This is a genomic window from Rhizobium sp. 1399 (assembly GCF_031455475.1).
Lineage (GTDB): Bacteria > Pseudomonadota > Alphaproteobacteria > Rhizobiales > Rhizobiaceae > Rhizobium.
Window position 1 is genome coordinate 941256 of sequence record NZ_JAVDSU010000001.1, and the last position, 20782, is coordinate 962037.

Consider the following 20782-nt stretch of genomic DNA (forward strand, 5'->3'; position numbering starts at 1 on the left):
TGCAGCATGGACAAGGAGAAATCAGATCACGTCGACAGGATCCTGGCTCAGTGGCGGCGCGAGCGGCCGGAGCTGGATGTCGAACCCATGGGGATCTTCGGCCGGCTGAAGCGGCTGACGACGCATATCGGCCGCGAAGTAGAAGCGGTTCTGCTCAAGCACGGCCTCTCCTCCTCCGCTTTCGATGTGCTGGCCACGCTTCGCCGCTCCGGCGCGCCCTACCGGCTGTCGCCCGGAGAGCTGCTCGGCATGACGATGGTGAGTTCCGGCACGATGACGAACCGGATCGATCAGCTGGAGAAGGCCGGCTTCGTGGAGCGCCTGTTTAACCCCGAAGACCGGCGCAGCGTGCTGATTGCGCTGACCGAGAAGGGTCTGGCAACGGTGGAAGAAGCGGTCGGCGCGCATGTCGCAAACCAGCAACGGCTGACGCGCAACCTGACGGCCGATGACAAAGCCGAGCTCGACCGGCTGCTCAAAAAATTCCTGTCGGATTTCGAATAATCAGACGGCGGCGAGCGCCTTGCAGACGCGCTCCAGATACGCCTTGCGCCTGGCATCCGTCGCGCGGTCCATGTCGTGCAGGCTCAGCATCCGGAACTTCAACCGCTTGGCGCAGAAATTGGCGATGCCGCGCTTCAGCAGACGACGGACGGGATTGCCCATGTAGACATGCACCAGCCACCAGGGCGAACCAGTTGTCGTCAGCGCGTAGAGCAGCTTGATATTGGTGAGCCGCGGCACGATACGGCCGCCGGCAGCATCATGGGTGAAGGCGACGCCCGGCGCAAAGACGCGATCGATGAAACCCTTCAATATGGCCGGGAAGTTGAACCACCACTGCGGAAAAACCAGGATGAGACCGTCAGCCGCTTTCAGCCGTGCAACGATACCGGCGACGGCGGACGTATCGTAAGGCACATCGAAATAGCCGCCCCGCTCTGCCTTGGACAGCCGCGGGTCAAAATCCTCTGCATAGAGATCCAGAAGATCGACAGTATGGCCCGAGGCTTCGAGTGCCTCGCGGGCGGTCCGCGCCACAGAAGCGGCGAAGCTTTCCGGCAGGGGATGGGCGAGAACCAGCAGAATATGCATTGCTAGAACAGGCTTCCCTGCTTCGGTGGCTCGCCTGCCCTGACCGTGCGCTTCCTGGCTCCTGATGGCGCAGCGCCGCCTTCCGTCGTCATGGCGCCGACGCGGCCGTCGGCGAACTCAATGGCGATGCCCATGCCGGCGGAGAGTGCTGATGCCTGCGAGACCGGCCTGTTATCCTCATCGCGGATGACGGCATAGCCGCGCTTCAGCACGTTCTTGTAGGAGAGAGACTGAAGAACGCGGTCCTGCGCGGAAAGCTCGGCGCGGGCACGCGTCAGCTGATGGCGGATTGCCGTATCGGCATGACGCGACAGATTGCCGAGGCGCTCACGACCGCGGTCGGTCTGTGTCTTCAGCCGGGCCGGAAGCGAGGCGAGGATGGCCTCTGCGCGTTCGATGCGGGACTTCGAGCGATCGAGCAGGCGCTCGACGGTGCGTTCGGCCCGGGCCATACGTTCGTTCAGGAGCTGCCGACGCTCTGTGATGCGGTTGGACAGCACGTCCGGCCGCAGATGTGAGGCGACACGCTCGAAACCGCGGCGCTTGTTAATGGTGTTGAGCTCCAGCCCGCGGCCAAGGCCAGCGGCCGCCTCATCAAAGCGGCGGCGGGGCAGCGCCAGAAGCTGATCGAGCGACGGCAGGGCGCGCATCAGAGCACGGACGGACTGGCGTCGCTGGTCCATCTGTCGGCTCATGCAGCCCTGCAGGCGGGCAGTGAGACCTGCAACCTGGGCCTCAAGCTCGGCCTTGACGGGCACGGCCATTTCGGCAGCACCGGTCGGTGTCGGGGCGCGGACATCGGCGGCGTAATCGATCAGCGTCCAGTCGGTCTCGTGGCCGACAGCCGAGATCAACGGAATCCAGCTATCGGCTGCGGCCCGCACGACGATTTCGTCGTTGAAGCTCCAGAGATCTTCGAGACTGCCGCCGCCGCGGGCGACGATCAGCACATCTGGGCGTGGAACATCGCCGCCAGGCTCCAGGGCGTTGAAGCCGTTGATAGCGTTTGCCACCTCCTCGCCAGAGCCTTCGCCCTGAACCTTGACCGGCCAGACGATGACATGGACGGGGAAACGATCGGAGATACGATGCAGGATATCGCGGATGACGGCGCCCGTCGGCGAGGTCACGACGCCGATTACCTTAGGCATGAAAGGCAGGCGCTTCTTGCGTGAGGGATCGAAAAGGCCCTCGGCGCCCAACCTACGCTTGCGCTCCTCGATCAGCGCCATCAATGCGCCGGCACCGGCAGGCTCCAGCGTCTCGATGACGATCTGGTATTTGGATGAGCCGGGGAAGGTCGTGACCTTGCCGGTCGCGATCACCTCCATGCCCTCTTCCGGGCGGAACTTCAGGCGAGAAAAAGTGCCTTTCCAGATGACTGCATCGATACGCGCACGGTCGTCCTTCAGCGAGAAGTAAGCGTGGCCCGAGGAATGCGGGCCGCGGTAACCCGAAATCTCGCCGCGTACACGCACCTGATCGAAGGCCGTCTCGACGGTCCGCTTGATGGAACCGGAGAGCTCCGAGACCGAATATTCCGCAAGGTTAGTAGGCGAATCGCCGTCAAAGACATTGCTCATCCCCCTTTCTATTTTGATCGCCCCTAAACGGAAAGGTCGGGGTAGGAGAAGGGCGAATTTTTATACAAAAATCGGTGGGAGACCCAAGAAATAGGGATATCGCTACTTCAAAAAAAATCTTAGTATCATTCACGTTCGTAGGGAGTGGCGAACACCGACCCGAAAAATGAGCATGCTGGTGACAGTGAGTATTCCCCGCCGATGGAAGGCGCGGGAGGGATCGCTTCTTTCATCGTCGCTATGTTCAACCATTATAGGTATCGGCTCGCCCTCTTTCCGAACAACCAGTCGATCAGGCGCCGATCGAATTGTCAGCGTGATGCTGCTTCGCTCTACGTCGTTGCCGTTGAGGGGGAGTTCCGTTTACGTAAATGAGAAAGTAACGGAACTTTTCAGCCTGTAACAGAGTTGACTTATATCGAAACGCATGCCCGGCGCAAGCCGGAGGAAATGCCGTCAGGTGAACGCATCCGTAACCATGGCTGCAATTGCAGCTTTCATTAAGGGTGGCCAATAAACTTTTGTTAGCGGAGGGCCCCTAGGCTCCTCGCAAACGACCTGAAGAAGAGGTGACGACATGATCATCCTGACAGCAACCACCCTGGGCCTCACCGCTGGCCTTATGCGCTCAGCCGGCGTCATTGCAATCGTCGCCATGCTGATCGCCGTAACCTTTGCCATCGCCGCGATTGTCTCGGGCGGTGCGGTTTCATTCCTGGCGCTTTTCTACACGATCATCGGTTACAATGCCGGCCTGCTGCTTTATCTCGGCGGCCTCTTTACCACCGATCGCCTGCGGGCTGTGCTTGTCCACTCCTGAAAGACAGAACGTCAGTCCGACGCCGGCCGGTAACGGAAGAACTGGACGCCGCTGCCCGCAGCTTTTGGCAACGGGTCGAGATACGCAGGGATACTGCCCTTCCCCAGCTGCGCATAGAGCCCGTCGGGCTTCAATCTGGCGATTTCACTTGTCTGCAGATCATCCGGGCAGAAGGCAAGCACAGTGACGCCCGCTCCCTTCAGAAATGCCTCTGCTTCCTGCGGCTCGGCCAGACCGATATGCATCTCGGTCAGCATGCCGCCCTGGTTGCGATGATAGGGCGCCGACAAAACACGGTTGGCGGTGTAGCGCAGGATTGGCACACCCATCTCCGACGGCGCCGAGACGAGACCGGCAGGCAGGACGCCGAGCGGCGCGAGTGCCTGCCTGGAGGAACATGAAGGGCCCTCTGCCTCGTCGGCATTCTTTGTCTTGTTGACCTGCATCTCGACGAGCGCGCCGCCGACGGCCCATACCGCCGGCACACTTGCGAGAACCGTCACGATATAGACTAGGGCAGCTGCGGCATTTTCGCTGTCGCCGTTCGACATGCGGCGCACATCGATGACCAGCAAGGCAAGCGGCAGGATGGACAGGAGGTTTGAGAAGACGGCTCCACGGACCTGGACCAGTGCGACGGCCCAGCTGACGCTCAAGAGCGCCAGAAGGACGAGATGGACCTGCACGCGATCGCCCTGCACGGAGCGGAAAATGCAGACGGCGATCGCGAGCAGGCCAGGCGCATAGAATGCGCCGATGGAAAAGGGATCTGTCCGGCTGAGCGCGAGAATGGATTGCGCTTCCGAGACGTTGCGCAGCCAGAGCTCGACCAGCATGGGATCGAGATCGGCAAGCGGATTGCGCAGGCATTCAGGCGCAATGACCATAACCGAACCGAAAACGGCGGCACCGACCGCCGCAAGCACTGCGAAACGCAAGCCGCGGCCGAGACGGCTGGCAAAGACCGCGGAGGCAAGCAGCAGGCCACCGCCAATCGTCGCCAGGCTGTAGAAGCCGAGCGAGAGATTGTCGCAAGTCACCGCCGAATAGTGCTGTGGCGGCACCGTTGCAAAGAAGAGGATGCTGATCGCAACAGCGAGGCTAAGGCCGAAAGCCCTGGTGGCGGCGGCGAACGGCTCGCCTTCCCAGACCCAGAGAAATGCCACGACCAAGCAATAGATGGCAACGAAGGGCGTGGTTTCCGCACCGATCGCAATCGCCAATGCGGCTGACACGCCAGCGACGGCGTAGTTCCAGGCGCGCTGTTTTTCATCGAAGAGCATCGCCACCATGGTCGCGACGAGCGCGAGCTGGGCATTGTGATGATCGATGGCGCCGGGCGCAAAACGATTGCCAGTATAGATCGCCATGCCGGCAAAGCAGAAAGACAGGTGCATGCCGGCAAGGCCGCCGACACGACGGCCGGCAAGGCCCATGGCAAGCATGGCAGGAAAAACGAGCGACAGGGGCCAGACCACGAGTGCAGCAGCTTCCGCAGCATCATGGCCGAGGAGGAGGCCGAAGAAGCGAATGAGCGCAGCGATCGGCAGGTCGATCAGCCGCGACCAGTGCATGAGCGTGCCTTCCCCCAGACCGAGCCGATACTGCATCAGATCGAACCAGCCCTGCCCGTTCAGGAAATCCCTGACCTCCACCAAGCGCATGCCGTCGTCATTATCGGGGCCGACATAATCGACCGGACCTCCGGCATATTTCATGACGGTGATAATGCCGATCAGGATAACGGTGTAGATGAGAGCGGATGGCAGGAGACGCGTCAGCATCTGCCGGATACTGCCGACGAATCCAGTCCTGGCTGATGCGGATTGCGCCTTGGCGATCGGCTGCACTGCGTTCATCATGATAGCCAGGTCGTTGCGTGATGGGCAAACCTTAGCCTTGGCTTGTCAAGAAAGTGTAAACCACAGGACGTGACAGCTTTCGTTTCTTATAGGGGCTTGTTAACGCTGCATGGCGTAAATTCGCCGCGGTTTCTTTGTAACGAGTGTAACCCCATGGCGCGATCGCTCAGCGAAAGTCCTGATATTGCCGTTCTGCTTCCCTGCTACAACGAAGCGGCGACGATTGGGGCTGTCGTCAGGGGTTTCCGGGCGGCACTGCCCGATGCGCATATCCATGTCTACGACAATAATTCCACCGATGGCACGGCGCTGCATGCCATGCTCGCCGGCGCGCATGTCGTGCGCGAGCGGCGCCAGGGCAAGGGTCATGTGGTGCGGCGCATGTTCGCCGATATCGATGCCGACATCTACATCATCGCCGACGGCGACGGGACCTATGCGCCCGAGGATGCCGAAGAGCTGGTGCGGACGCTGCTGACGGAACGGGCCGATATGGTGGTCGGCACGCGGCGTGGCGTGCATGACGATGCCGGCCGGCAGGGACATGCCCTCGGGAACCGGCTGTTCAACATCCTCTATCGCGCGATCTTCGGGCCTGACTTCACCGACATCTTCTCCGGCTATCGAGCCTTCTCACGCCGTTTCGTCAAGAGTTTCCCCGCGGTTTCCGGCGGCTTCGAGATCGAGACGGAAATGTCGGTGCATGCGTCGCGGCTGAAATTGCCTGTCAGTGAACTGGAACTGCATTACGGGAGGCGCCCGGAAGGCTCGCATTCAAAGCTGTCGACCTTCCGCGACGGCGGCAAGATCCTCTGGATGTTTGCCATGCTGATGAAGGAAACGCGGCCCTTCGCTTTCTTCGGCACGATCAGCGCCCTCTTCATGCTGGCAAGTCTCGGCTTCATGGGGCCGGTGCTGGCAGAATATTTTGCAACCGGCCTCGTCAGCCGCATGCCGACCTGGGTGCTTTCGACGGCACTGGCGATGATCTCCATCATGCTGTTTACTGCCGGTGTAATCCTCGATTCCGTTGCGCGATCGCGGGCTGAGCAGTTGCGCATCCATTATATGAGCCTTGCGGCACCGGTTTCGGTAAAGGATAAAACCTCAGCCATAACGCTTGATGGCAAGAAAGCGGATGCCGCATGAAGAAGCTCGTTCGTTTCGCGATCGCCGGTGGGCTGGGTTTTATCGTCGATGCGGGCGTGCTTGCGCTGCTTCTGCACGTGACGCCACTCGGTCCCTTCATCGCCCGGCTGTTTGCCATTGCGCTCGCGATGGCGACGACATGGGCCTTCAACCGGACTTTCACGTTCGACCGATCAGGCCGGTCGCTGGCCGCAGAAGGCTTCCGCTACGGGTCGGTCGGCGTGACGGCCGCCCTCGTCAATTATGGGCTCTACTCGGCGCTGCTTCTATCGCTACCGGCGCTGCAGCCGCTTGTCGCGATGGTGCTCGCGACCGCAGCGTCGATGTTCTTCAGCTTCTTCGGCTATTCCCGCTTCGTCTTCCGCGGCAAAGCCGAGAAAAATTAAACGGCTTCCCAACCATCCTGCTCGCTGGCGCGGTAGATGGCGTCGATGACCTTCTGGTTGAGCTTGGAATCTTCCAGCGTAACGATCTCTTCCTTTTCGCCTGCAGCAGCGCGGGCAAAAGCTTCCGCCTGGCACCTGTACTGGCGGCTGTCCTGGAAGCGGATGATCTGGGATTCGTTATGACCACGATTGGTCACTTCGATCTCCTCAGGGCCCCAGCGATTGGCGTTGAAGGGCGACTTGACCTCGATATAGCCGTCGGTGCCGTGGAAGACCATGATCTGGCGGCCGGCCATCTGGGTGGAAATATAGAAGCTCAGCTCGAAATCGCCGAAATCGGCCTTCACGCTGGAATAGATATCGGTGCCGAACTCGGCATCGCGCTCGGTGATCGCCTGGACCCAGGACGGCTCTTTGCCGGTGGAGAAGCGGGTACTGATGACGGGATAGACGCCGATGTCAGGCAGGCCGCCGCCACCAAGCGCCGGGATGTTGCGCATGTTGCCGGGGTCGCGGTTGTAATAGGTGAAGGCGCCCTGTACATGCCGAAGTTCGCCGATCGCACCATCTTGCAACAAGGAACGGACCTTCCGCCAGACCGGCGAATAGGCGACCATGAAGGCTTCGCTGATGATGACCTTGTTGCGGTTGCGGGCGGCGATGAGATCGTCGATCTCGGAGGCCTTGAGCGCAATCGGCTTTTCGCAGAGCACGTGCTTGCCGGCATCCGCAGCCTTGATCGACCATTCGATATGCTGGGAGGTCGGCAGCGGAATATAGACGGCATCGATCACGTCGGACGCCAGCATTTCCTCGTAGGAGCCGAAGGCATGCGGCACGGAGAAGCGGTCCGCCATGTCACGGGCGCGCGCAAAATCACGGCTGGCAATGGCGGTAATAACGCAGTTTTCCGCGTCCTGAATGGCGGGAACGACATTGTCCCGGCCGATCTTGGCCGTTGAAAGTATACCGAAACGCAACATGAAAGGTCCTCCTGAAATCCATCGGGCGCACCTTATTCAGCCCTCTCTTGCGGCGCAATGGCGCGACGGCCGATCACGGAAGTTTGGTTTCCTTCCAGGACACTCCGCGCTAGGTTACCGATGGACGGCGTTCTGCCGTTTCAGATTTCAATCACTTCAGCATTTTGGGAGAGCGCCATGGAAATGCGCCGGCTTGGAAAAACAGGTCTTTCGATCTCGCCGATCGTCTTCGGCGGCAATGTCTTCGGCTGGACGGCCGACGAGAAAACGTCCTTCGATATTCTGGACGGCTTCTTCGATGCGGGTCTCAACACGATCGACACCGCCGACGCCTATTCCGCCTGGGTGCCGGGCAATAAGGGCGGCGACTCTGAAGAGATCATCGGCAAGTGGCTGAAAAAGGGAAAGGTCTCCCGCGACAGGGCCGTGATCATCACCAAGGTCGGCTCCGACATGGGTCAGGGCAAGACGCTGAAGGCCAACTATATTCTGAAGGCAGTTGAGGACTCGCTGCGCCGGCTGCAGACCGACTATATCGACCTCTATCTGTCGCACTGGCCGGATGCCGATACGCCGCATGAGGAATCGCTTGGCGCCTATGCCAAGCTGCTCGAACAGGGCAAGATCCGCTCCGTGGGCTGCTCGAACTATGATGCGAGCCTGCTGCAGGCCTCCTTCGATGCCGCCGACAAGGCAGGCCTGCCGCGCTATCAGGCGCTGCAGCCGGAATATAACCTCTATGAGCGTTCGAGCTTTGAAGGCCCGGTTGCCGATCTCTGCGTGAAGGAGGATATCGGCGTCATCACCTATTTCAGCCTCGCAGCCGGCTTCCTGTCGGGCAAATACCGCAGCAAGGCGGATACGGAGGGCCGGGCCCGCGAAGGCCGCGTTTCCCAGTATCTCAATGACAAGGGCACGCGCATTCTCGCAGCACTCGACACGGTCTCGGCCGAGACGGGCGCCATGCCGGCGGAAATCTCTCTCGCCTGGCTCTTGCGCAAGAAGGGCGTGACGGCGCCGATCGCCAGTGCTACGAGCCTTTCGCAGCTTGAAAGCCTGGTGAAATCGGCCACGCTCAAGCTCTCCGACGAGGCAATGGCGCTGCTCGACGAGGCCGGTGCCTAAAACGAGGTGATGACGTGACCGTGACAATCCGCGATGCGAGACCCGAAGACGAGACGCGCTGGCGTGCTCTCTGGGCGGACTATCTCGCTTTCTACGAGGTCACCGTCGATGCCGATATTACCGATTCCACCTGGCGCCGGGTCTTCGATCCGGCGTCGGCAATCTTCATGCGAGTGGCGGAACTCGACGGCGAAGTCGTGGGCTTTACACTCTGCCTGACGCATGAAGGCACATGGATCCGCGGTAGGGACTGCTATCTCGAAGACCTGTTCGTATCAGAAAATGTGCGCGGCAAGGGTGTCGGCCGGGCGCTGATGGACGACCTCGTAGCCCTCTGCAAGAAGAACGGCTGGTCGCGGCTCTACTGGCATACGAGCGAGCAGAACAAGACGGCCCGCGCGCTCTATGAGACATACGTCAAGAGTGACGGCCACATCCGCTACCGCATCAATTTTTGAGTTGCGGAAAGCCCTCATACCATTCGGAATGATCACCTTCCCAATTGGCCATGCCCGGCTTGGTCAGGATGCCGCGCGGGCGCACATAGCTCTGGATCACCCGCTTCGGCCGCTCATGCCACTGGATGTTGAAGGCCCATAGTTTCGGGAAGAAGCAGAGCGAGGCATAGGGTAGGTGGTCATGGATCCACCAGGCGAGCCTCTGCCAATCGCTTTCGTCACTATAACGATCGACCACCCAGGGAACGGCGATGCAGGCGGCCGCTCCCATGCAGCCGTCGAAGTCGCGCATGTCCCAGATATGATGGGCGGCGGTGGCGGCATTGGTCGAGCAGTTCAGGTTGTTCTCATTGCCGAAGCGATTGACCGCAGGCGAGCGGTAGCCGGAGCGGACGTGAAGGCGCCCGAACGTCGCTTCCAGAGGCTCCAGCAATTCCTCGCAGAGACGCCGGCCCGTCTCGACGGCAAGATCGGGATCGTCGGGGATGTTCGGGATACGATAGAAATCGGCGATCTCTGAGTGGAGGAAATCGCGGAAGAAGAAATTCTTCGACAGGCGCACCCGGCCGAGATCCTCGAGCCCCTTCATCGATCCCGGTTTCTTCATGTGCGATCCTCTCCGATTGCTCCAGACATCATTGCCCGGAAAATGGAGCCGTTCCACCCGAAATGCGCCGGGAACAATTAGCGCGGTATTCGCTTCTAAGAGTGTCGCCGAAAGGGCGCGAATCCCCCAACGAAGGAACGGAACAATGGCCAAGGAAAAGACACTGGAAGATCTGTTTTACGATACGCTCAAGGACATCTATTTCGCCGAACGGCAGATATTGCGCGCCCTGCCGAAGATGGCGCGCGCTGCCCAGTCCCAGGAACTGAAGGCGGGTTTCGAGAAGCATCGCGAAGAAACCGAAGGTCATGTCGAGCGGCTGCAGCAGGTCTTCGAAATCATCGGCAAGCGCGCCCAGGGCAAGACCTGTGAGGCGATCCAGGGCATCATTGCCGAAGGCGAGGAAATCATCGAGGATTTCAAAGGTACTGCCGCGATTGATGCAGGCCTGATCTCCTCGGCTCAGGCCGTCGAGCATTATGAAATCGCGCGCTACGGGACACTGAAGACCTGGGCGCAGACGCTGGGCTTCAAGGAAGCCGTCACGCTTCTCGATCAGACGCTGCAGGAAGAAGGCAAGACCGACCAGCTTCTGACGAAGCTTGCAACGACTGCCGCGAACCAGAAAGCGTCTCGCGCAGCCTGATACTTGTCCTCATACCGGCAAGGAGAGCGGCCGGCGCCGGCCGCTCTCCTTCTCCCAGCCTTGCCTTCGCCGACGACCCCGCTATCATTTCCTTCAGAATGTGAGGCGAGGTGTCGATATGGCCGACAGGCAGGCAATCGAAGCGACGGTTCATCTCTATGTCGAGGGCATGGCCTTCGCCAATGAAGCAGCCCTGAAGAAAGCCTTTCACCCGAAGAGCTCGATCATCGGGCACTATCAGAATGCGGTGGAATGGCTCTCGCGCGATGAATTCATCGCGGCAATCCTTGAGGAAGGGGCCGCACCACCCGGAACTCAGCCTTATATGGACATCGGCAGCATCGATATTTCCGGCGATGCGGCGACTGTGAAAGTGACCGACGATTTTGCCGGCATGCGCTTCACCGACTATCTGTCACTGTTGAAGATCGACGGACGCTGGACGATCGTCAGCAAGCTCTATCATCTTCACATATAAAAGACCGGCAGCTTGCGCCGCCGGTCTTCTCAAACTTTCTGTTAGTCGGATCAGCTTCTCAGGACGCCGCCGGTGAACTTGGTGACGCTGGCGACGATCTTCTGCGTCAGCGCCTCAAAATCCTCGTCGGTCAGCGTGCGGTCGGCCGGCTGGATCTGGACCTCGATCGCAACAGATTTCTTACCCTCGCCAACCGAGGCACCTTCGAAAATATCGAAGACGTTGACGCCAGTGATAAGCTTGCGATCGACGCCGGTGGCCGCCTTGATGATGGCGCCGGCTTCCACCGTCTTGTCGACGACGAAGGCGAAGTCGCGCCTGACGGCCTGGAAGGGCGAAAGTTCGAGCGCCGGCTTGGTACGGGTCGCCTTCTTCTTCGGCTCGGCCATGGCGTCGAGATAGACTTCAAAGCCGCAGAGAGCACCGGACACATCAAGCTTTTCAAGCGTGGTCGGATGGAACTCGCCGAAATAGCCGAGGATCACCTTCGGACCCATCTTGATCGTCCCGGAACGGCCGGGGTGATACCATTCCGGACCACCCTGCTCGATCTGGATATTGCCCGTCGGCAGGCCGCAGGCTTCGATAACGGCAAGCGCATCGGCCTTGGCATCGAAGACATCGACCGGCTTGCCGCCGCCCTTTGCCGCATTCGACCACATGCGGCCGGCGCCGGAAAGCGATGCCGTGCCACGGCGGATGCCGCCGGCGACGCGCCGCTGGCCTTCCGGCGTGTCGTTTTCGTAGGTGCCAGAGACTTCGAAGATCGCCACATCGCCATAGCCCTTATCGGCATTGCGCTGGGCAGCCGTAAGCAGGCCCGGCAGCAGCGAGGGGCGCATGTCCGACATTTCAGCTGCGATCGGATTTGCGAGCTTGAGGGCCGGAGAACCGCCGCCGAAGAGCTTTGCCTGATCTTCCGGAATGAAGGACCAGGTGACAGCTTCCAGCATGCCGCGCGAGGCGAGCGCGCGCTTGGCGGAGCGGGTGCGGATCTGCAGCACCGTCAGGATGCGGCCGTTGACAGCAGCGTGACTTTCGAGCGGCGCCGGCTTGATGTTGTCGACGCCGTGGATGCGCATGACCTCTTCGACGAGATCGGCCTTGCCGTCCACGTCAGGACGCCAGGAGGGAACGGCCACGGAGACGCGTTCACCGGAGCCGGAGACCTTGAAGCCGAGACGGGTCAGGATTGTGTTGCTTTCGTCCGTCGAGACTTCGAGGCCGGTCAACCGCTTGACCTCCGAGTAGGGGAAGTCAACGATCTTGGGCTCGTAACCCTTGTAGCCGACAATCTCGGCCTTTGCCGCGCCGCCGCCGCAAAGTTCCAGCACCAGTTCCGTCGTGCGCTCAAGGCCGGGAACCATGTATTCCGGATCGACGCCGCGTTCGAAACGGTAGCGCGCATCGGTGATAATGCCGAGCGCGCGACCAGACTTGGCGATGTTCATCGGATCCCAGAGGGCGGATTCGATCAGCACGTCAACGGTTTTTTCATCACAGCCGGAATGTTCGCCGCCCATGATGCCGCCGATCGATTCAATACCGTTCTCGTCAGCGATGACGACATTGTTCGGGCCGAGCTTATATTCGCGCTGGTCGAGCGCCAGCACGGTTTCGCCTTCCTTGGCGCGACGCACAGTCAGGTTGCCCTTGACCTTGGCGGCGTCGAAGACGTGCATCGGCCGGCCCTGGTCGAAGGTCATGTAGTTGGTGATATCGACGAGCGCATTGATCGGGCGCAGGCCGATGGCGAGCAGCCGCTGCTGCAGCCAGCGCGGGCTCGGACCATTCTTCACGCCGCGCACGAGCCGCAGGCCGAAGCCCGGGCAGAGTTTGGGATCATCGAGATCGAGCGTCAGCTTGACCGGCGTTTCGCCTTCGACGGCGAAGGACGGCGCAGGTCGCGTCTTCAGCGTGCCGAGGCCGGAGGCTGCAAGATCGCGGGCGATGCCATAGATCGAGGTGCAGTCCGGACGGTTCGGCGTCAGGTTGATCTCGATGACCGGATCGTCGAGATGCGAATATGCGGCGTAGCTCGTGCCCACGGGCGCATCTTCCGGAAGGTCGATGATGCCGTCGTGATTGTCGGAGATCTGCAGTTCCTTTTCCGAGCACATCATGCCGCGGCTTTCGACACCGCGGATATTGCCGACCGACAGCGTCACGTCGATGCCGGGAACATAGGTGCCAGGAGCAGCAAAGGCGCCGACGAGGCCTGCACGCGCATTCGGTGCGCCGCAGACGACCTGCACCGGAGCACCTTCACCGATATCGACCATCAGCACCTTCAGGCGATCGGCCTGCGGGTGTTTTTCGGCCGAGAGAACCTTGGCGATGACGAAGGGCTTGAAGGCCGCCTTGTCGTCGACATCTTCCACTTCCAGCCCGATCTCAGTCAGGCGGATGCAGATCTCATCGAGCGTGGCATCCGTTTCCAGATGATCCTTCAGCCAGGAAAGCGTGAATTTCATAGGTCCAATCCTCCCTTAAACGCTGAGACCGCCGAACAGCGTCGGCATGTCGAGCGGGCGGAAGCCATAGTGATTCATCCAGCGGACATCGGCATTGAAGAAGTCGCGCAGGTCGGGCATGCCGTATTTCAGCATGGCGATACGGTCGAGGCCCATGCCCCAGGCAAAGCCCTGATATTCGTCCGGATCGAGCCCGCCGTAACGCAGCACGTTCGGGTGGACCATGCCACAGCCGAGGATTTCCATCCAGTCGGTGCCTTCGCCGAACTTGACGATCGGACCGGAGCGGTCGCACTGGATGTCGACCTCGAAGGAGGGCTCGGTGAAGGGGAAGAAGGACGGGCGGAAACGCATCGTCACGCTGTCGACCTCGAAGAAGGTCTTGCAGAACTCCTCCAGCACCCAGCGGATATTGCCGACATTGGCCTTCTTGTCGATGACCAGGCCTTCGACCTGATGGAACATCGGCGAATGCGTGGCATCGGAATCCTGGCGGTAGGTCTTGCCGGGGATGATGATGCGGATCGGCGGCTTCTGCGATTCCATCGTGCGAACCTGCACCGGCGAGGTATGCGTGCGCAGAACCTTGCGCTCGCCCTTCTCATCCGGATTGAAGAAGAAGGTGTCGTGCATCTCGCGGGCCGGATGTCCCTCGGGGAAGTTCAGAGCCGTGAAATTGTAATAGTCGGTCTCGATATCGGGGCCTTCGGCAATCGAGAAACCCATGTCACCGAAGATTGCGGTGATTTCGTCGACAATCTGGCTGATCGGATGGATGCGGCCGCGCTCGGCCGGTGAGGAACGGACCGGCAGACTGACGTCGACCGTTTCAGCCTTCAGGCGGGCGTTGATCGCAGCTTCCTTCAGCACCGATTTGCGGTCGGCAAGGGCGTCGGTTACTTCGTTCTTCAGTGCATTGATTGCTGCGCCGCGGGTCTGTCGCTCTTCCGGCGTCATGGCGCCGAGCGTCTTCAGCAGCTCAGAAATCGAGCCCTTCTTGCCGAGCGCGGAAACACGAACGGTTTCGAGCGCAGGCTCGTCATTGGCGGCGGCAATTTCGGCAAGCAGAGAGGATTTAAGCTGGTCGATATCTGACATTGTCTTCTTTCCGTCCAGATCAGGCGGCGTTCGAAAGGCGGGCGCGGCAAGGCCGCGCAAGCAGTACAAAGAAAGAAAAACCCGCGCTAGCCCAAACCAGCGCGGGTTTCCCAAAATTCAAAAAAGCGTCAAGCTTGGGAAGCGCTGGTTAACGAACCGCGCCTTCAAACTCGTTAGCCGTGCCGGTTTCCTTGAGGTACTCAAGGGCCTTCTTGGCGGCAGCAACCAGGGCACCGAATGCTTCCGGCTCATGGATTGCCATGTCGGAGAGAACCTTGCGGTCGACTTCGATGCCAGCCTTGTTCAGGCCGTCGATGAAGCGGCCGTAGGTCAGGCCGAATTCGCGGACGGCAGCGTTGATACGCTGGATCCAGAGGGCGCGGAAGTTGCGCTTGTTAACCTTGCGGTCGCGGTATGCGTACTGCTTGGCGCGGTCAACGGCAGCCTTGGCGGTACGGATGGTGTTCTTGCGGCGGCCGTAGAAACCCTTGGCCTGCTTCAGAACCTTCTTGTGCTTGGCGTGGGCGGTGACGCCTCTTTTTACACGTGCCATTTCATGATCTCCTTAATCTAACGCGTTACCGGAATAGTCTCAGAGACCGTTCGGCAGATAGTTCTTCACAACCTTGCGGCCATCGGGTTCTGCCAGAACCATGGTGCCGCGTGCATCGCGAATGAACTTGTTCGTGCGCTTGATCATGCCATGGCGCTTGCCAGCGGCAGCCGCCTTGACCTTGCCGGTGGCGGTGATCTTGAACCGCTTCTTGGCAGAGGACTTCGTCTTCATCTTGGGCATTTTGCTACTCCGTTCTGAGAGCTCCTCACCCGCTTCATCAAAGAAGCCCTTCTGCGAAAGCCCTGTTACGGTCTTCGCCAAAGGCGTGGGAGCGTTTGTTGTTGATCTGCGGGGCCAGTGACGAAACCTGCCCGCAAGCATTCGAAACTGCCACGGCATGCCCTGCCGGTCAGTTCGGACGCGCGCTTATAACCGCAGCGTCATGAAAGTGCAACGGGGCGGATGATGATTCTTGCACCCGCAAGAATCACAAAAGCCGCCCTGTCGGACGGCTTTGAGCGAAAGGATGCGGCACCGGTTACTTCGGCGCCAGCACCATCATCATCTGGCGGCCTTCGAGCTTCGGCTCGGCTTCGACCTTGGCAATCTCAAGCGTGTCGGCCTTGACCTGCTGGAGAAGCTTCATGCCGAGTTCCTGGTGGGCCATTTCGCGGCCACGGAACTTCAGCGTTACCTTCACCTTGTCACCTTCGTCAAAGAAGCGACCCATCGCCTTCATCTTCACTTCATAGTCATGAGTGTCGATGTTCGGACGCATCTTGATTTCTTTGACTTCAACCACCTTCTGCTTCTTGCGCGCTTCGGCGGCCTTCTTCTGGTTGGCATATTTCAGCTTGCCCAGATCGAGGATCTTGCACACCGGCGGCTCGACATTGGGAGAAATTTCGACGAGGTCGAGGCCGGCTTCTTCCGCCATTTTCAAGGCCTGGTCGGTAGGCACGACGCCCAGATTCTCACCGTTCGCCCCAATCAGCTGAACTTTGGGAATGCGGATTTCACGGTTCGAACGCGGTCCATCCTTCACGGGCGCGTCGGTTTTAAAGGGTCTGCGAATGGTCGTATTCTCCTCGCGTTGTTCGGAACGTTGCAGCTTCGTGTCCCAGTTCGAAAGGGGGCACAAACGGGTCACGCCATCACTGCAACGGATTCAATAACATCCTATAGCGGAAAAATCACCCGCTGTCAGCCTGCCAAGAATCTGTTTTATAGACCAAAATAATAGGAGTTCTGCCCAATGTCCGACGAGATGCCCATTCTTCAGCCGAAGTTCCTGACAGTCGGTGAAGACGAGGACGCACGGCAGATCGCCATGCTGCTGCGGCCGGCGCGGACAGGCGCCGACCTTCCCGCCCTCTTCTGGCTATCCGGCTACCGATCCGACATGAGCGGCAGCAAGGCCGTCGAAATCGACCGGCTGGCGGAGGAACTGGGTGCCGCCTGCATCCGCCTCGACTATTCCGGTCACGGGCTTTCCGGCGGTACCTTCACCGACGGCACGATCTCGCGGTGGCTGCAGGAGGCGCTCGCGGTGATCCGCGATACCGCCCCCAAACGGATGATCCTCATCGGCTCTTCGATGGGCGGCTGGATCGCACTCAGAGTGGCGCAGGAGCTTGCGAAAGACGGCGGTCCAAAGCTCGAAGGCATGGTGTTGATAGCGCCGGCGCCGGACTTCACCTCTGATCTCATCGAGCCGCACCTCAAGAAGAAGGAACGCGCCTCGCTGGAGGAGCGCGGCTATTTCGAGGAACGCTCGCAGTATAGCCCGGAGCCCAACATCTATACACGCGCCCTCATCGAGGACGGCCGCCAGAACCGGGTGCTGACCGGCATTATCGAAACAGGCTGCCCGATCCATATCCTGCAGGGCATGAAAGATGCTGACGTGCCCTATCTGCATGCGATGAAACTCGTGGAACATCTTCCTGCCGACGACGTGGTGCTGACCTTCATCCGCGACGGCGACCACAGGCTGTCGCGCCCCCAGGACATCGAGCGGCTGCGCAGCGCCGTCAAAGGCCTCATCCGATAGACTGAAGCCAGTCGTCCACCAAAGAATATGCAACTGCCCGAATAGAGGACTTTGGTTGAGCAAGTTATGCTCAGATATCCCTAAGGTTATGTTGCATTTTAACCATGTCTACGAGTTGCAAGGCCCTCCCAAGAAGTAACGATTGACTCCTTTCAGCCCTCTCCGTTAACTGTTTGTTAATAAATGAAGGGCGATGCAGGGAAGTAGGGCGTGCGGATCAAGGGTTTCCTCGTGGCCATGATGGCCGTGTTTGCAATGGCGCCGGCCGCTATTCCGGCTCCTAGCAAAAATGCCTCCATGGTGACCGGCAATGCGACATCGCAGCCGGTCGGTCATTACGACTTCTGTCAGACGCACCGCAGCGAATGCGGTGCCAACCGCAATACCGGTCCGCTCGCCATGACCGGCGCCAAGTGGGCCACGGTCCGTTCGGTCAACGCGACCGTCAACCGCACCATCACGCCGATGACCGACAAGGAAATCTACGGCAAGGACGAGGTCTGGGCCTATCCGACCACGGCTGGCGACTGCGAGGACTTCGCGCTTCTGAAGCGCCGTATCCTCATCCAGCGCGGCTTCTCACCTGCCGATCTGCTGATGACAGTTGTCCGCAAGCCTGATGGTGAAGGTCATGCGGTGCTGACGTTGCGTACTGCCGAGGGCGATTTCGTGCTCGACAACCTGGCTTCCGACGTCAAGCCGTGGTTTGCGACGCCCTATAGCTTCATCAAGCGCCAGTCGAGCTTCAATGCCGGTCGCTGGGTCACCATCGAGAATGGCCGCGACGTTCTGGTCGGCGCTCTGAAATAATTAATTTTGAGGGGACTGTGGGAAAGGCCGGCGAAAGCCGGCCTTTTTCATTTCTGAGCTATGCTTCACGCGTTCCCGATGAAAATACCGGCTGCGAGCACGAGGCTGCCGCCGACGACCACCTGGAAGGCGGCGCGCAGGAACGGCGTCTCCATATATTTGTTCTGGATGAAGGCGATCGCCCAGAGCTCGAAGAAAACGATGATGGCGGCGGTAATGGTCGCGGTCCAGAAGTCCGGGATCAGGTAGGGCAGTGCGTGGCCGAGACCGCCGAGCGCCGTCATGATGCCGCAGGCAAGGCCGCGCTTGATCGGCGAGCCGCGTCCCGAGATCTTGCCGTCGTCATGGGCGGCCTCCGTGAAGCCCATGGAGATGCCGGCACCGACCGAGGCCGACAGGCCGACGAGGAAGGTCTGCCAGGTATCCTGCGTGGCAAAAGCCGCAGCGAAGATCGGCGCCAGCGTCGAGACCGAACCATCCATCAGACCGGCAAGGCCCGGCTGCACATAGGTCAGGACGAACTGGCGGCGCGCGGTCTCATCCTCCTCCTTTTTTACATCGTCAGGCGTGTGCTTGTCGCCCAGCATGCGGGCGATGTCCTCATGGCCCTGTTCGGCGAGAGCGAGATCGCCAAGCAACTGACGGGTGGAGGCATCGGAGGTCTGCTTGATCGCCTCGACATAGAAGCGGTAGGCCTGCTCCTCCATCGCCTCGGCTTCCTGCCTGATGGCATCGAGAGACAGGTTGGCACGCAGCCAGTCCGGTTTGCGCTCGTAAAAGCCCTCGACATGCTCGCGGCGGATCAGCGGGATGCGTTCACCGAAGCGCTGGCGGTGAATTTCGATCAGCGACTTTCGGTGCGTGTCCTCCACCTCCGCCATATCTTCAAACACCTTGGCAGAGGCCGGAAACTCCTGTCGCAAATGCTCCGCGTAGGCGAGATAGATGCGAGCATCATCTTCTTCCGAGGCGATGGCGAGCGCCAGGATTTCCTGCTCGGAGAGAGAGCGGAAGGAACGTTTCGGTGATCTGAAAAAACGGGCCAACATAAGGAATCTCCAGTAATTTAGAATTATTCTAAATCTAAAGAGGCAACCCGCGTGGGTCAAGATCAAAGCCCGGCGGGATTGACAGAATGCCGCGATCTGCCGATCGCGCTTTGCTGAGGCAGCACGTCAACCTATATGGAAGCTGCTGCAGCACGCGGCACCGGGGTTAAAGATGAATAGCGAGATACAGGGACGGGCCGCGCATGTTGCCGCGATCCGTGAAAAAGCCGAGGCTGAGATGAAGGCGATCGGCGTGGACGAGGCCTTCATTTCGAAGCTGGTGGAGACTTTCTACGGGCGGGTGCTCAGGCATCCCGAGCTCGGACCTGTCTTTGATGCGCGGCTTTCCGGCCGCTGGCCCGAACATATGCAGAAGATGAAGAGCTTCTGGTCGTCCGTCGCCTTCCGCAGCGGCGCCTATGGCGGCAAGCCGGTGCAGGCGCATTTCGGCGTTACGAACATGACGCCGGAGCTTTTCCCGAAATGGCTTTCGCTGTTTTCGCAAACGCTCGACGATGTGGCACCGACGCCGGAAGCCAAGGAGTGGTTCATGGCGACTGCGGAGCGGATCGCAAAGAGCCTGACGCTGTCGCTCTTCTACAATCCGGCGCTTGACGATCCCGCGAAGAAGATGGGCTGACGCTTTACTGCCTTGCCGAAAAGGTCGCGCCAGCGCTCGCGGCGACGACCAAAGCCGTTCCGGCCATCTGCAGAAGCGTCATAGGCTGTGCCAGAATGACGAAGCCTGCGAGGGCTGCAATGGCGGGTTCCAGGCTCATGAGGATGCCGAAGGAGGCCGTCGGCATGCGCCGCAGCGCGATCAGCTCCAGTGTGTAGGGCAGCAGTGGCACCAGAATGGCGAGGCCCGCCATTTCAATCAGGCCGTCGGCATCAAGCTTCGGCACCGTGCCAGCAAAGCCGAAGGGCGTTGCGACCACCGCGGCAACCATGAGCGACATGGAAAGCCCTTCCAGCCCCTTGAAGCTTGCGCCGATCTTCTTCGTGAGCACGATATAGATCGCCCAACCGGCTCCCGCGCCAAATGCAAAGAGAACACCAAGGGGATCCCCAACCCAGCCTTCCCCGTCATGAGCGAGGGCCAGAACGCCGAAAGCGGCAACGAGCGGCCAGATGAGGCGCCGGCTCAATCCGTAGCCAATGGTCGCGACGGAAAGCGGTCCGAGAAAATCGATCGCGACGGCGAGACCGAGCGGAATGCGCTCGATCGACGAGAAAAAACTCATCGTCATCAGCGCCGTGGTCGTGCCGAGGACCAGGGCACTTGTCCACTGGGCGCGGCTGTAGCTGAAGATGCGCGGGCGCACGACGATTGCCAGGATGATGGCAGCGAAAGCGAGGCGCAGCCAAGTGGCACCGACCGGCCCATAGGTTGCGATGGCGGAGGAGGACAGCGCCGCCCCGAACTGGATGGAGGACATGGACATGAGGCACATCAAACCGCCGGCAGCCACGCCGCCAAATGCAGCAGGCGTCTTCGCCGTCAGCGTGCCCGTTCCGGCAGTCGTTCTTTCTTCCATGTTCTTCTCCGA

Annotated in this window: 23 protein-coding genes; 11 read left to right on the forward strand and 12 right to left on the reverse strand. The window is 60.3% G+C overall.

Annotated features, from left to right (window positions below; genetic code table 11):
• The first annotated feature begins 6 nt into the window (after positions 1-6).
• Positions 7-504 (forward strand): MarR family winged helix-turn-helix transcriptional regulator, encoded by a 498-nt coding sequence (locus J2X71_RS04875; RefSeq protein ID WP_007813326.1) that lies wholly within the window; start codon positions 7-9, stop codon positions 502-504.
• Here the strand turns inward: J2X71_RS04875 and J2X71_RS04880 are convergent, their stop codons facing one another.
• The gene (locus J2X71_RS04880) at positions 505-1095 is read right to left on the reverse strand and encodes an NAD(P)H-dependent oxidoreductase (RefSeq protein WP_310379628.1); all 591 of its coding nucleotides are present in this window, start codon (positions 1093-1095) and stop codon (positions 505-507) included. It lies immediately after the preceding gene.
• 2 nt (positions 1096-1097) lie between these two features.
• The gene (gene xseA, locus J2X71_RS04885) at positions 1098-2678 is read right to left on the reverse strand and encodes an exodeoxyribonuclease VII large subunit (protein ID WP_310379629.1); all 1581 of its coding nucleotides are present in this window, start codon (positions 2676-2678) and stop codon (positions 1098-1100) included.
• A gap of 577 nt (positions 2679-3255) precedes the next feature.
• Here xseA and J2X71_RS04890 point away from each other — a divergent pair.
• Positions 3256-3498, forward strand: a complete 243-nt coding sequence (locus tag J2X71_RS04890; protein ID WP_112541918.1) for a hypothetical protein — start codon at positions 3256-3258, stop codon at positions 3496-3498.
• 11 nt (positions 3499-3509) lie between these two features.
• Here the strand turns inward: J2X71_RS04890 and J2X71_RS04895 are convergent, their stop codons facing one another.
• Positions 3510-5357 (reverse strand): hypothetical protein, encoded by a 1848-nt coding sequence (locus tag J2X71_RS04895; RefSeq protein WP_310380074.1) that lies wholly within the window; start codon positions 5355-5357, stop codon positions 3510-3512.
• Positions 5358-5513: 156 nt separating this feature from the next.
• Between J2X71_RS04895 and J2X71_RS04900 the strand changes: the two genes are divergently transcribed.
• The gene (locus tag J2X71_RS04900) at positions 5514-6509 is read left to right on the forward strand and encodes a glycosyltransferase (RefSeq protein ID WP_310379635.1); all 996 of its coding nucleotides are present in this window, start codon (positions 5514-5516) and stop codon (positions 6507-6509) included.
• On the forward strand, positions 6506-6895 hold the full coding sequence (locus J2X71_RS04905; RefSeq protein ID WP_310379637.1) for a GtrA family protein: 390 nt from the start codon (positions 6506-6508) through the stop codon (positions 6893-6895). The genes J2X71_RS04900 and J2X71_RS04905 overlap by 4 nt, the downstream gene beginning before the upstream one ends.
• On the opposite strand, the gene J2X71_RS04910 is transcribed toward J2X71_RS04905, so the two are convergent.
• A complete protein-coding gene (locus J2X71_RS04910; RefSeq protein WP_310379640.1) occupies positions 6892-7878 on the reverse strand; it encodes a Gfo/Idh/MocA family oxidoreductase in 987 nt (328 codons plus the stop codon). The genes J2X71_RS04905 and J2X71_RS04910 overlap by 4 nt on opposite strands.
• A 177-nt stretch (positions 7879-8055) precedes the next feature.
• Here J2X71_RS04910 and J2X71_RS04915 point away from each other — a divergent pair, with 177 nt between their 5' ends.
• Entirely contained in the window at positions 8056-9003 is a 948-nt protein-coding gene (locus J2X71_RS04915; RefSeq protein ID WP_310379641.1) for an aldo/keto reductase, read from the forward strand.
• Positions 9004-9017: 14 nt separating this feature from the next.
• A complete protein-coding gene (locus J2X71_RS04920) occupies positions 9018-9461 on the forward strand; it encodes a GNAT family N-acetyltransferase (RefSeq protein WP_113325696.1) in 444 nt (147 codons plus the stop codon).
• Here J2X71_RS04920 and J2X71_RS04925 read toward each other — a convergent pair.
• Positions 9451-10068, reverse strand: a complete 618-nt coding sequence (locus J2X71_RS04925; protein ID WP_310379645.1) for a hypothetical protein — start codon at positions 10066-10068, stop codon at positions 9451-9453. The two genes, J2X71_RS04920 and J2X71_RS04925, sit on opposite strands and share 11 nt — an antisense overlap.
• A gap of 145 nt (positions 10069-10213) precedes the next feature.
• Here J2X71_RS04925 and J2X71_RS04930 point away from each other — a divergent pair, with 145 nt between their 5' ends.
• Positions 10214-10714, forward strand: coding sequence for a ferritin-like domain-containing protein (locus tag J2X71_RS04930; protein WP_113325694.1), 501 nt, complete (start codon positions 10214-10216; stop codon positions 10712-10714).
• Between the two features lie 118 nt (positions 10715-10832).
• Positions 10833-11192, forward strand: coding sequence for a nuclear transport factor 2 family protein (locus J2X71_RS04935; protein WP_113182234.1), 360 nt, complete (start codon positions 10833-10835; stop codon positions 11190-11192).
• 50 nt (positions 11193-11242) lie between these two features.
• On the opposite strand, the gene pheT is transcribed toward J2X71_RS04935, so the two are convergent.
• The 5 genes from pheT to infC all read right to left on the reverse strand — a co-directional run bounded on the left by pheT (position 11243) and on the right by infC (position 16395).
• Positions 11243-13666, reverse strand: a complete 2424-nt coding sequence (gene pheT / locus J2X71_RS04940) for a phenylalanine--tRNA ligase subunit beta (protein ID WP_310379648.1) — start codon at positions 13664-13666, stop codon at positions 11243-11245.
• Positions 13667-13681: 15 nt separating this feature from the next.
• Positions 13682-14764 carry a phenylalanine--tRNA ligase subunit alpha gene (gene pheS / locus J2X71_RS04945; protein ID WP_310379650.1) on the reverse strand — a complete coding sequence of 361 codons (1083 nt, stop codon included), beginning with the start codon at positions 14762-14764 and terminating at the stop codon, positions 13682-13684.
• A 148-nt stretch (positions 14765-14912) separates the two neighbouring features.
• On the reverse strand, positions 14913-15317 hold the full coding sequence (rplT, locus tag J2X71_RS04950; RefSeq protein ID WP_007813309.1) for a 50S ribosomal protein L20: 405 nt from the start codon (positions 15315-15317) through the stop codon (positions 14913-14915).
• A gap of 39 nt (positions 15318-15356) precedes the next feature.
• Positions 15357-15560, reverse strand: coding sequence for a 50S ribosomal protein L35 (gene rpmI / locus J2X71_RS04955; RefSeq protein ID WP_004108077.1), 204 nt, complete (start codon positions 15558-15560; stop codon positions 15357-15359).
• 298 nt (positions 15561-15858) lie between these two features.
• Positions 15859-16395, reverse strand: coding sequence for a translation initiation factor IF-3 (gene infC / locus J2X71_RS04960; RefSeq protein WP_310380076.1), 537 nt, complete (start codon positions 16393-16395; stop codon positions 15859-15861).
• Positions 16396-16575: 180 nt separating this feature from the next.
• Between infC and J2X71_RS04965 the strand changes: the two genes are divergently transcribed.
• Together J2X71_RS04965 and J2X71_RS04970 are read left to right on the forward strand one after the other, a co-directional pair.
• Positions 16576-17373 (forward strand): alpha/beta hydrolase, encoded by a 798-nt coding sequence (locus J2X71_RS04965; RefSeq protein ID WP_310379660.1) that lies wholly within the window; start codon positions 16576-16578, stop codon positions 17371-17373.
• A gap of 210 nt (positions 17374-17583) precedes the next feature.
• Positions 17584-18183, forward strand: coding sequence for a transglutaminase-like cysteine peptidase (locus J2X71_RS04970; protein WP_310379662.1), 600 nt, complete (start codon positions 17584-17586; stop codon positions 18181-18183).
• 65 nt (positions 18184-18248) lie between these two features.
• Here J2X71_RS04970 and mbfA read toward each other — a convergent pair whose 3' ends face one another.
• Positions 18249-19232: an iron exporter MbfA gene (gene mbfA, locus J2X71_RS04975; protein ID WP_113325689.1), complete on the reverse strand. Its 984-nt coding sequence runs from the start codon at positions 19230-19232 to the stop codon at positions 18249-18251.
• A 172-nt stretch (positions 19233-19404) separates the two neighbouring features.
• On the opposite strand from mbfA, the gene J2X71_RS04980 reads away from it, so the two are divergent.
• Positions 19405-19872, forward strand: a complete 468-nt coding sequence (locus J2X71_RS04980; protein ID WP_310379665.1) for a truncated hemoglobin — start codon at positions 19405-19407, stop codon at positions 19870-19872.
• Between the two features lie 4 nt (positions 19873-19876).
• Here J2X71_RS04980 and J2X71_RS04985 read toward each other — a convergent pair whose 3' ends face one another.
• A complete protein-coding gene (locus J2X71_RS04985) occupies positions 19877-20770 on the reverse strand; it encodes an EamA family transporter (RefSeq protein WP_310379667.1) in 894 nt (297 codons plus the stop codon).
• Positions 20771-20782: the final 12 nt, after the last annotated feature.

Coding starts and splice junctions, on each gene's coding strand:
- J2X71_RS04875 (WP_007813326.1), top strand. CDS start 7: ATGGACAAGGAGAAATCAGATCACGTCGACAGGATCCTGGCTCAGTGG.
- J2X71_RS04880 (WP_310379628.1), bottom strand. CDS start 1,095: ATGCATATTCTGCTGGTTCTCGCCCATCCCCTGCCGGAAAGCTTCGCC.
- xseA (WP_310379629.1), bottom strand. CDS start 2,678: ATGAGCAATGTCTTTGACGGCGATTCGCCTACTAACCTTGCGGAATAT.
- J2X71_RS04890 (WP_112541918.1), top strand. CDS start 3,256: ATGATCATCCTGACAGCAACCACCCTGGGCCTCACCGCTGGCCTTATG.
- J2X71_RS04895 (WP_310380074.1), bottom strand. CDS start 5,357: ATGAACGCAGTGCAGCCGATCGCCAAGGCGCAATCCGCATCAGCCAGG.
- J2X71_RS04900 (WP_310379635.1), top strand. CDS start 5,514: ATGGCGCGATCGCTCAGCGAAAGTCCTGATATTGCCGTTCTGCTTCCC.
- J2X71_RS04905 (WP_310379637.1), top strand. CDS start 6,506: ATGAAGAAGCTCGTTCGTTTCGCGATCGCCGGTGGGCTGGGTTTTATC.
- J2X71_RS04910 (WP_310379640.1), bottom strand. CDS start 7,878: ATGTTGCGTTTCGGTATACTTTCAACGGCCAAGATCGGCCGGGACAAT.
- J2X71_RS04915 (WP_310379641.1), top strand. CDS start 8,056: ATGGAAATGCGCCGGCTTGGAAAAACAGGTCTTTCGATCTCGCCGATC.
- J2X71_RS04925 (WP_310379645.1), bottom strand. CDS start 10,068: ATGAAGAAACCGGGATCGATGAAGGGGCTCGAGGATCTCGGCCGGGTG.
- J2X71_RS04930 (WP_113325694.1), top strand. CDS start 10,214: ATGGCCAAGGAAAAGACACTGGAAGATCTGTTTTACGATACGCTCAAG.
- J2X71_RS04935 (WP_113182234.1), top strand. CDS start 10,833: ATGGCCGACAGGCAGGCAATCGAAGCGACGGTTCATCTCTATGTCGAG.
- pheT (WP_310379648.1), bottom strand. CDS start 13,666: ATGAAATTCACGCTTTCCTGGCTGAAGGATCATCTGGAAACGGATGCC.
- pheS (WP_310379650.1), bottom strand. CDS start 14,764: ATGTCAGATATCGACCAGCTTAAATCCTCTCTGCTTGCCGAAATTGCC.
- rplT (WP_007813309.1), bottom strand. CDS start 15,317: ATGGCACGTGTAAAAAGAGGCGTCACCGCCCACGCCAAGCACAAGAAG.
- rpmI (WP_004108077.1), bottom strand. CDS start 15,560: ATGCCCAAGATGAAGACGAAGTCCTCTGCCAAGAAGCGGTTCAAGATC.
- J2X71_RS04965 (WP_310379660.1), top strand. CDS start 16,576: ATGTCCGACGAGATGCCCATTCTTCAGCCGAAGTTCCTGACAGTCGGT.
- mbfA (WP_113325689.1), bottom strand. CDS start 19,232: ATGTTGGCCCGTTTTTTCAGATCACCGAAACGTTCCTTCCGCTCTCTC.
- J2X71_RS04980 (WP_310379665.1), top strand. CDS start 19,405: ATGAATAGCGAGATACAGGGACGGGCCGCGCATGTTGCCGCGATCCGT.
- J2X71_RS04985 (WP_310379667.1), bottom strand. CDS start 20,770: ATGGAAGAAAGAACGACTGCCGGAACGGGCACGCTGACGGCGAAGACG.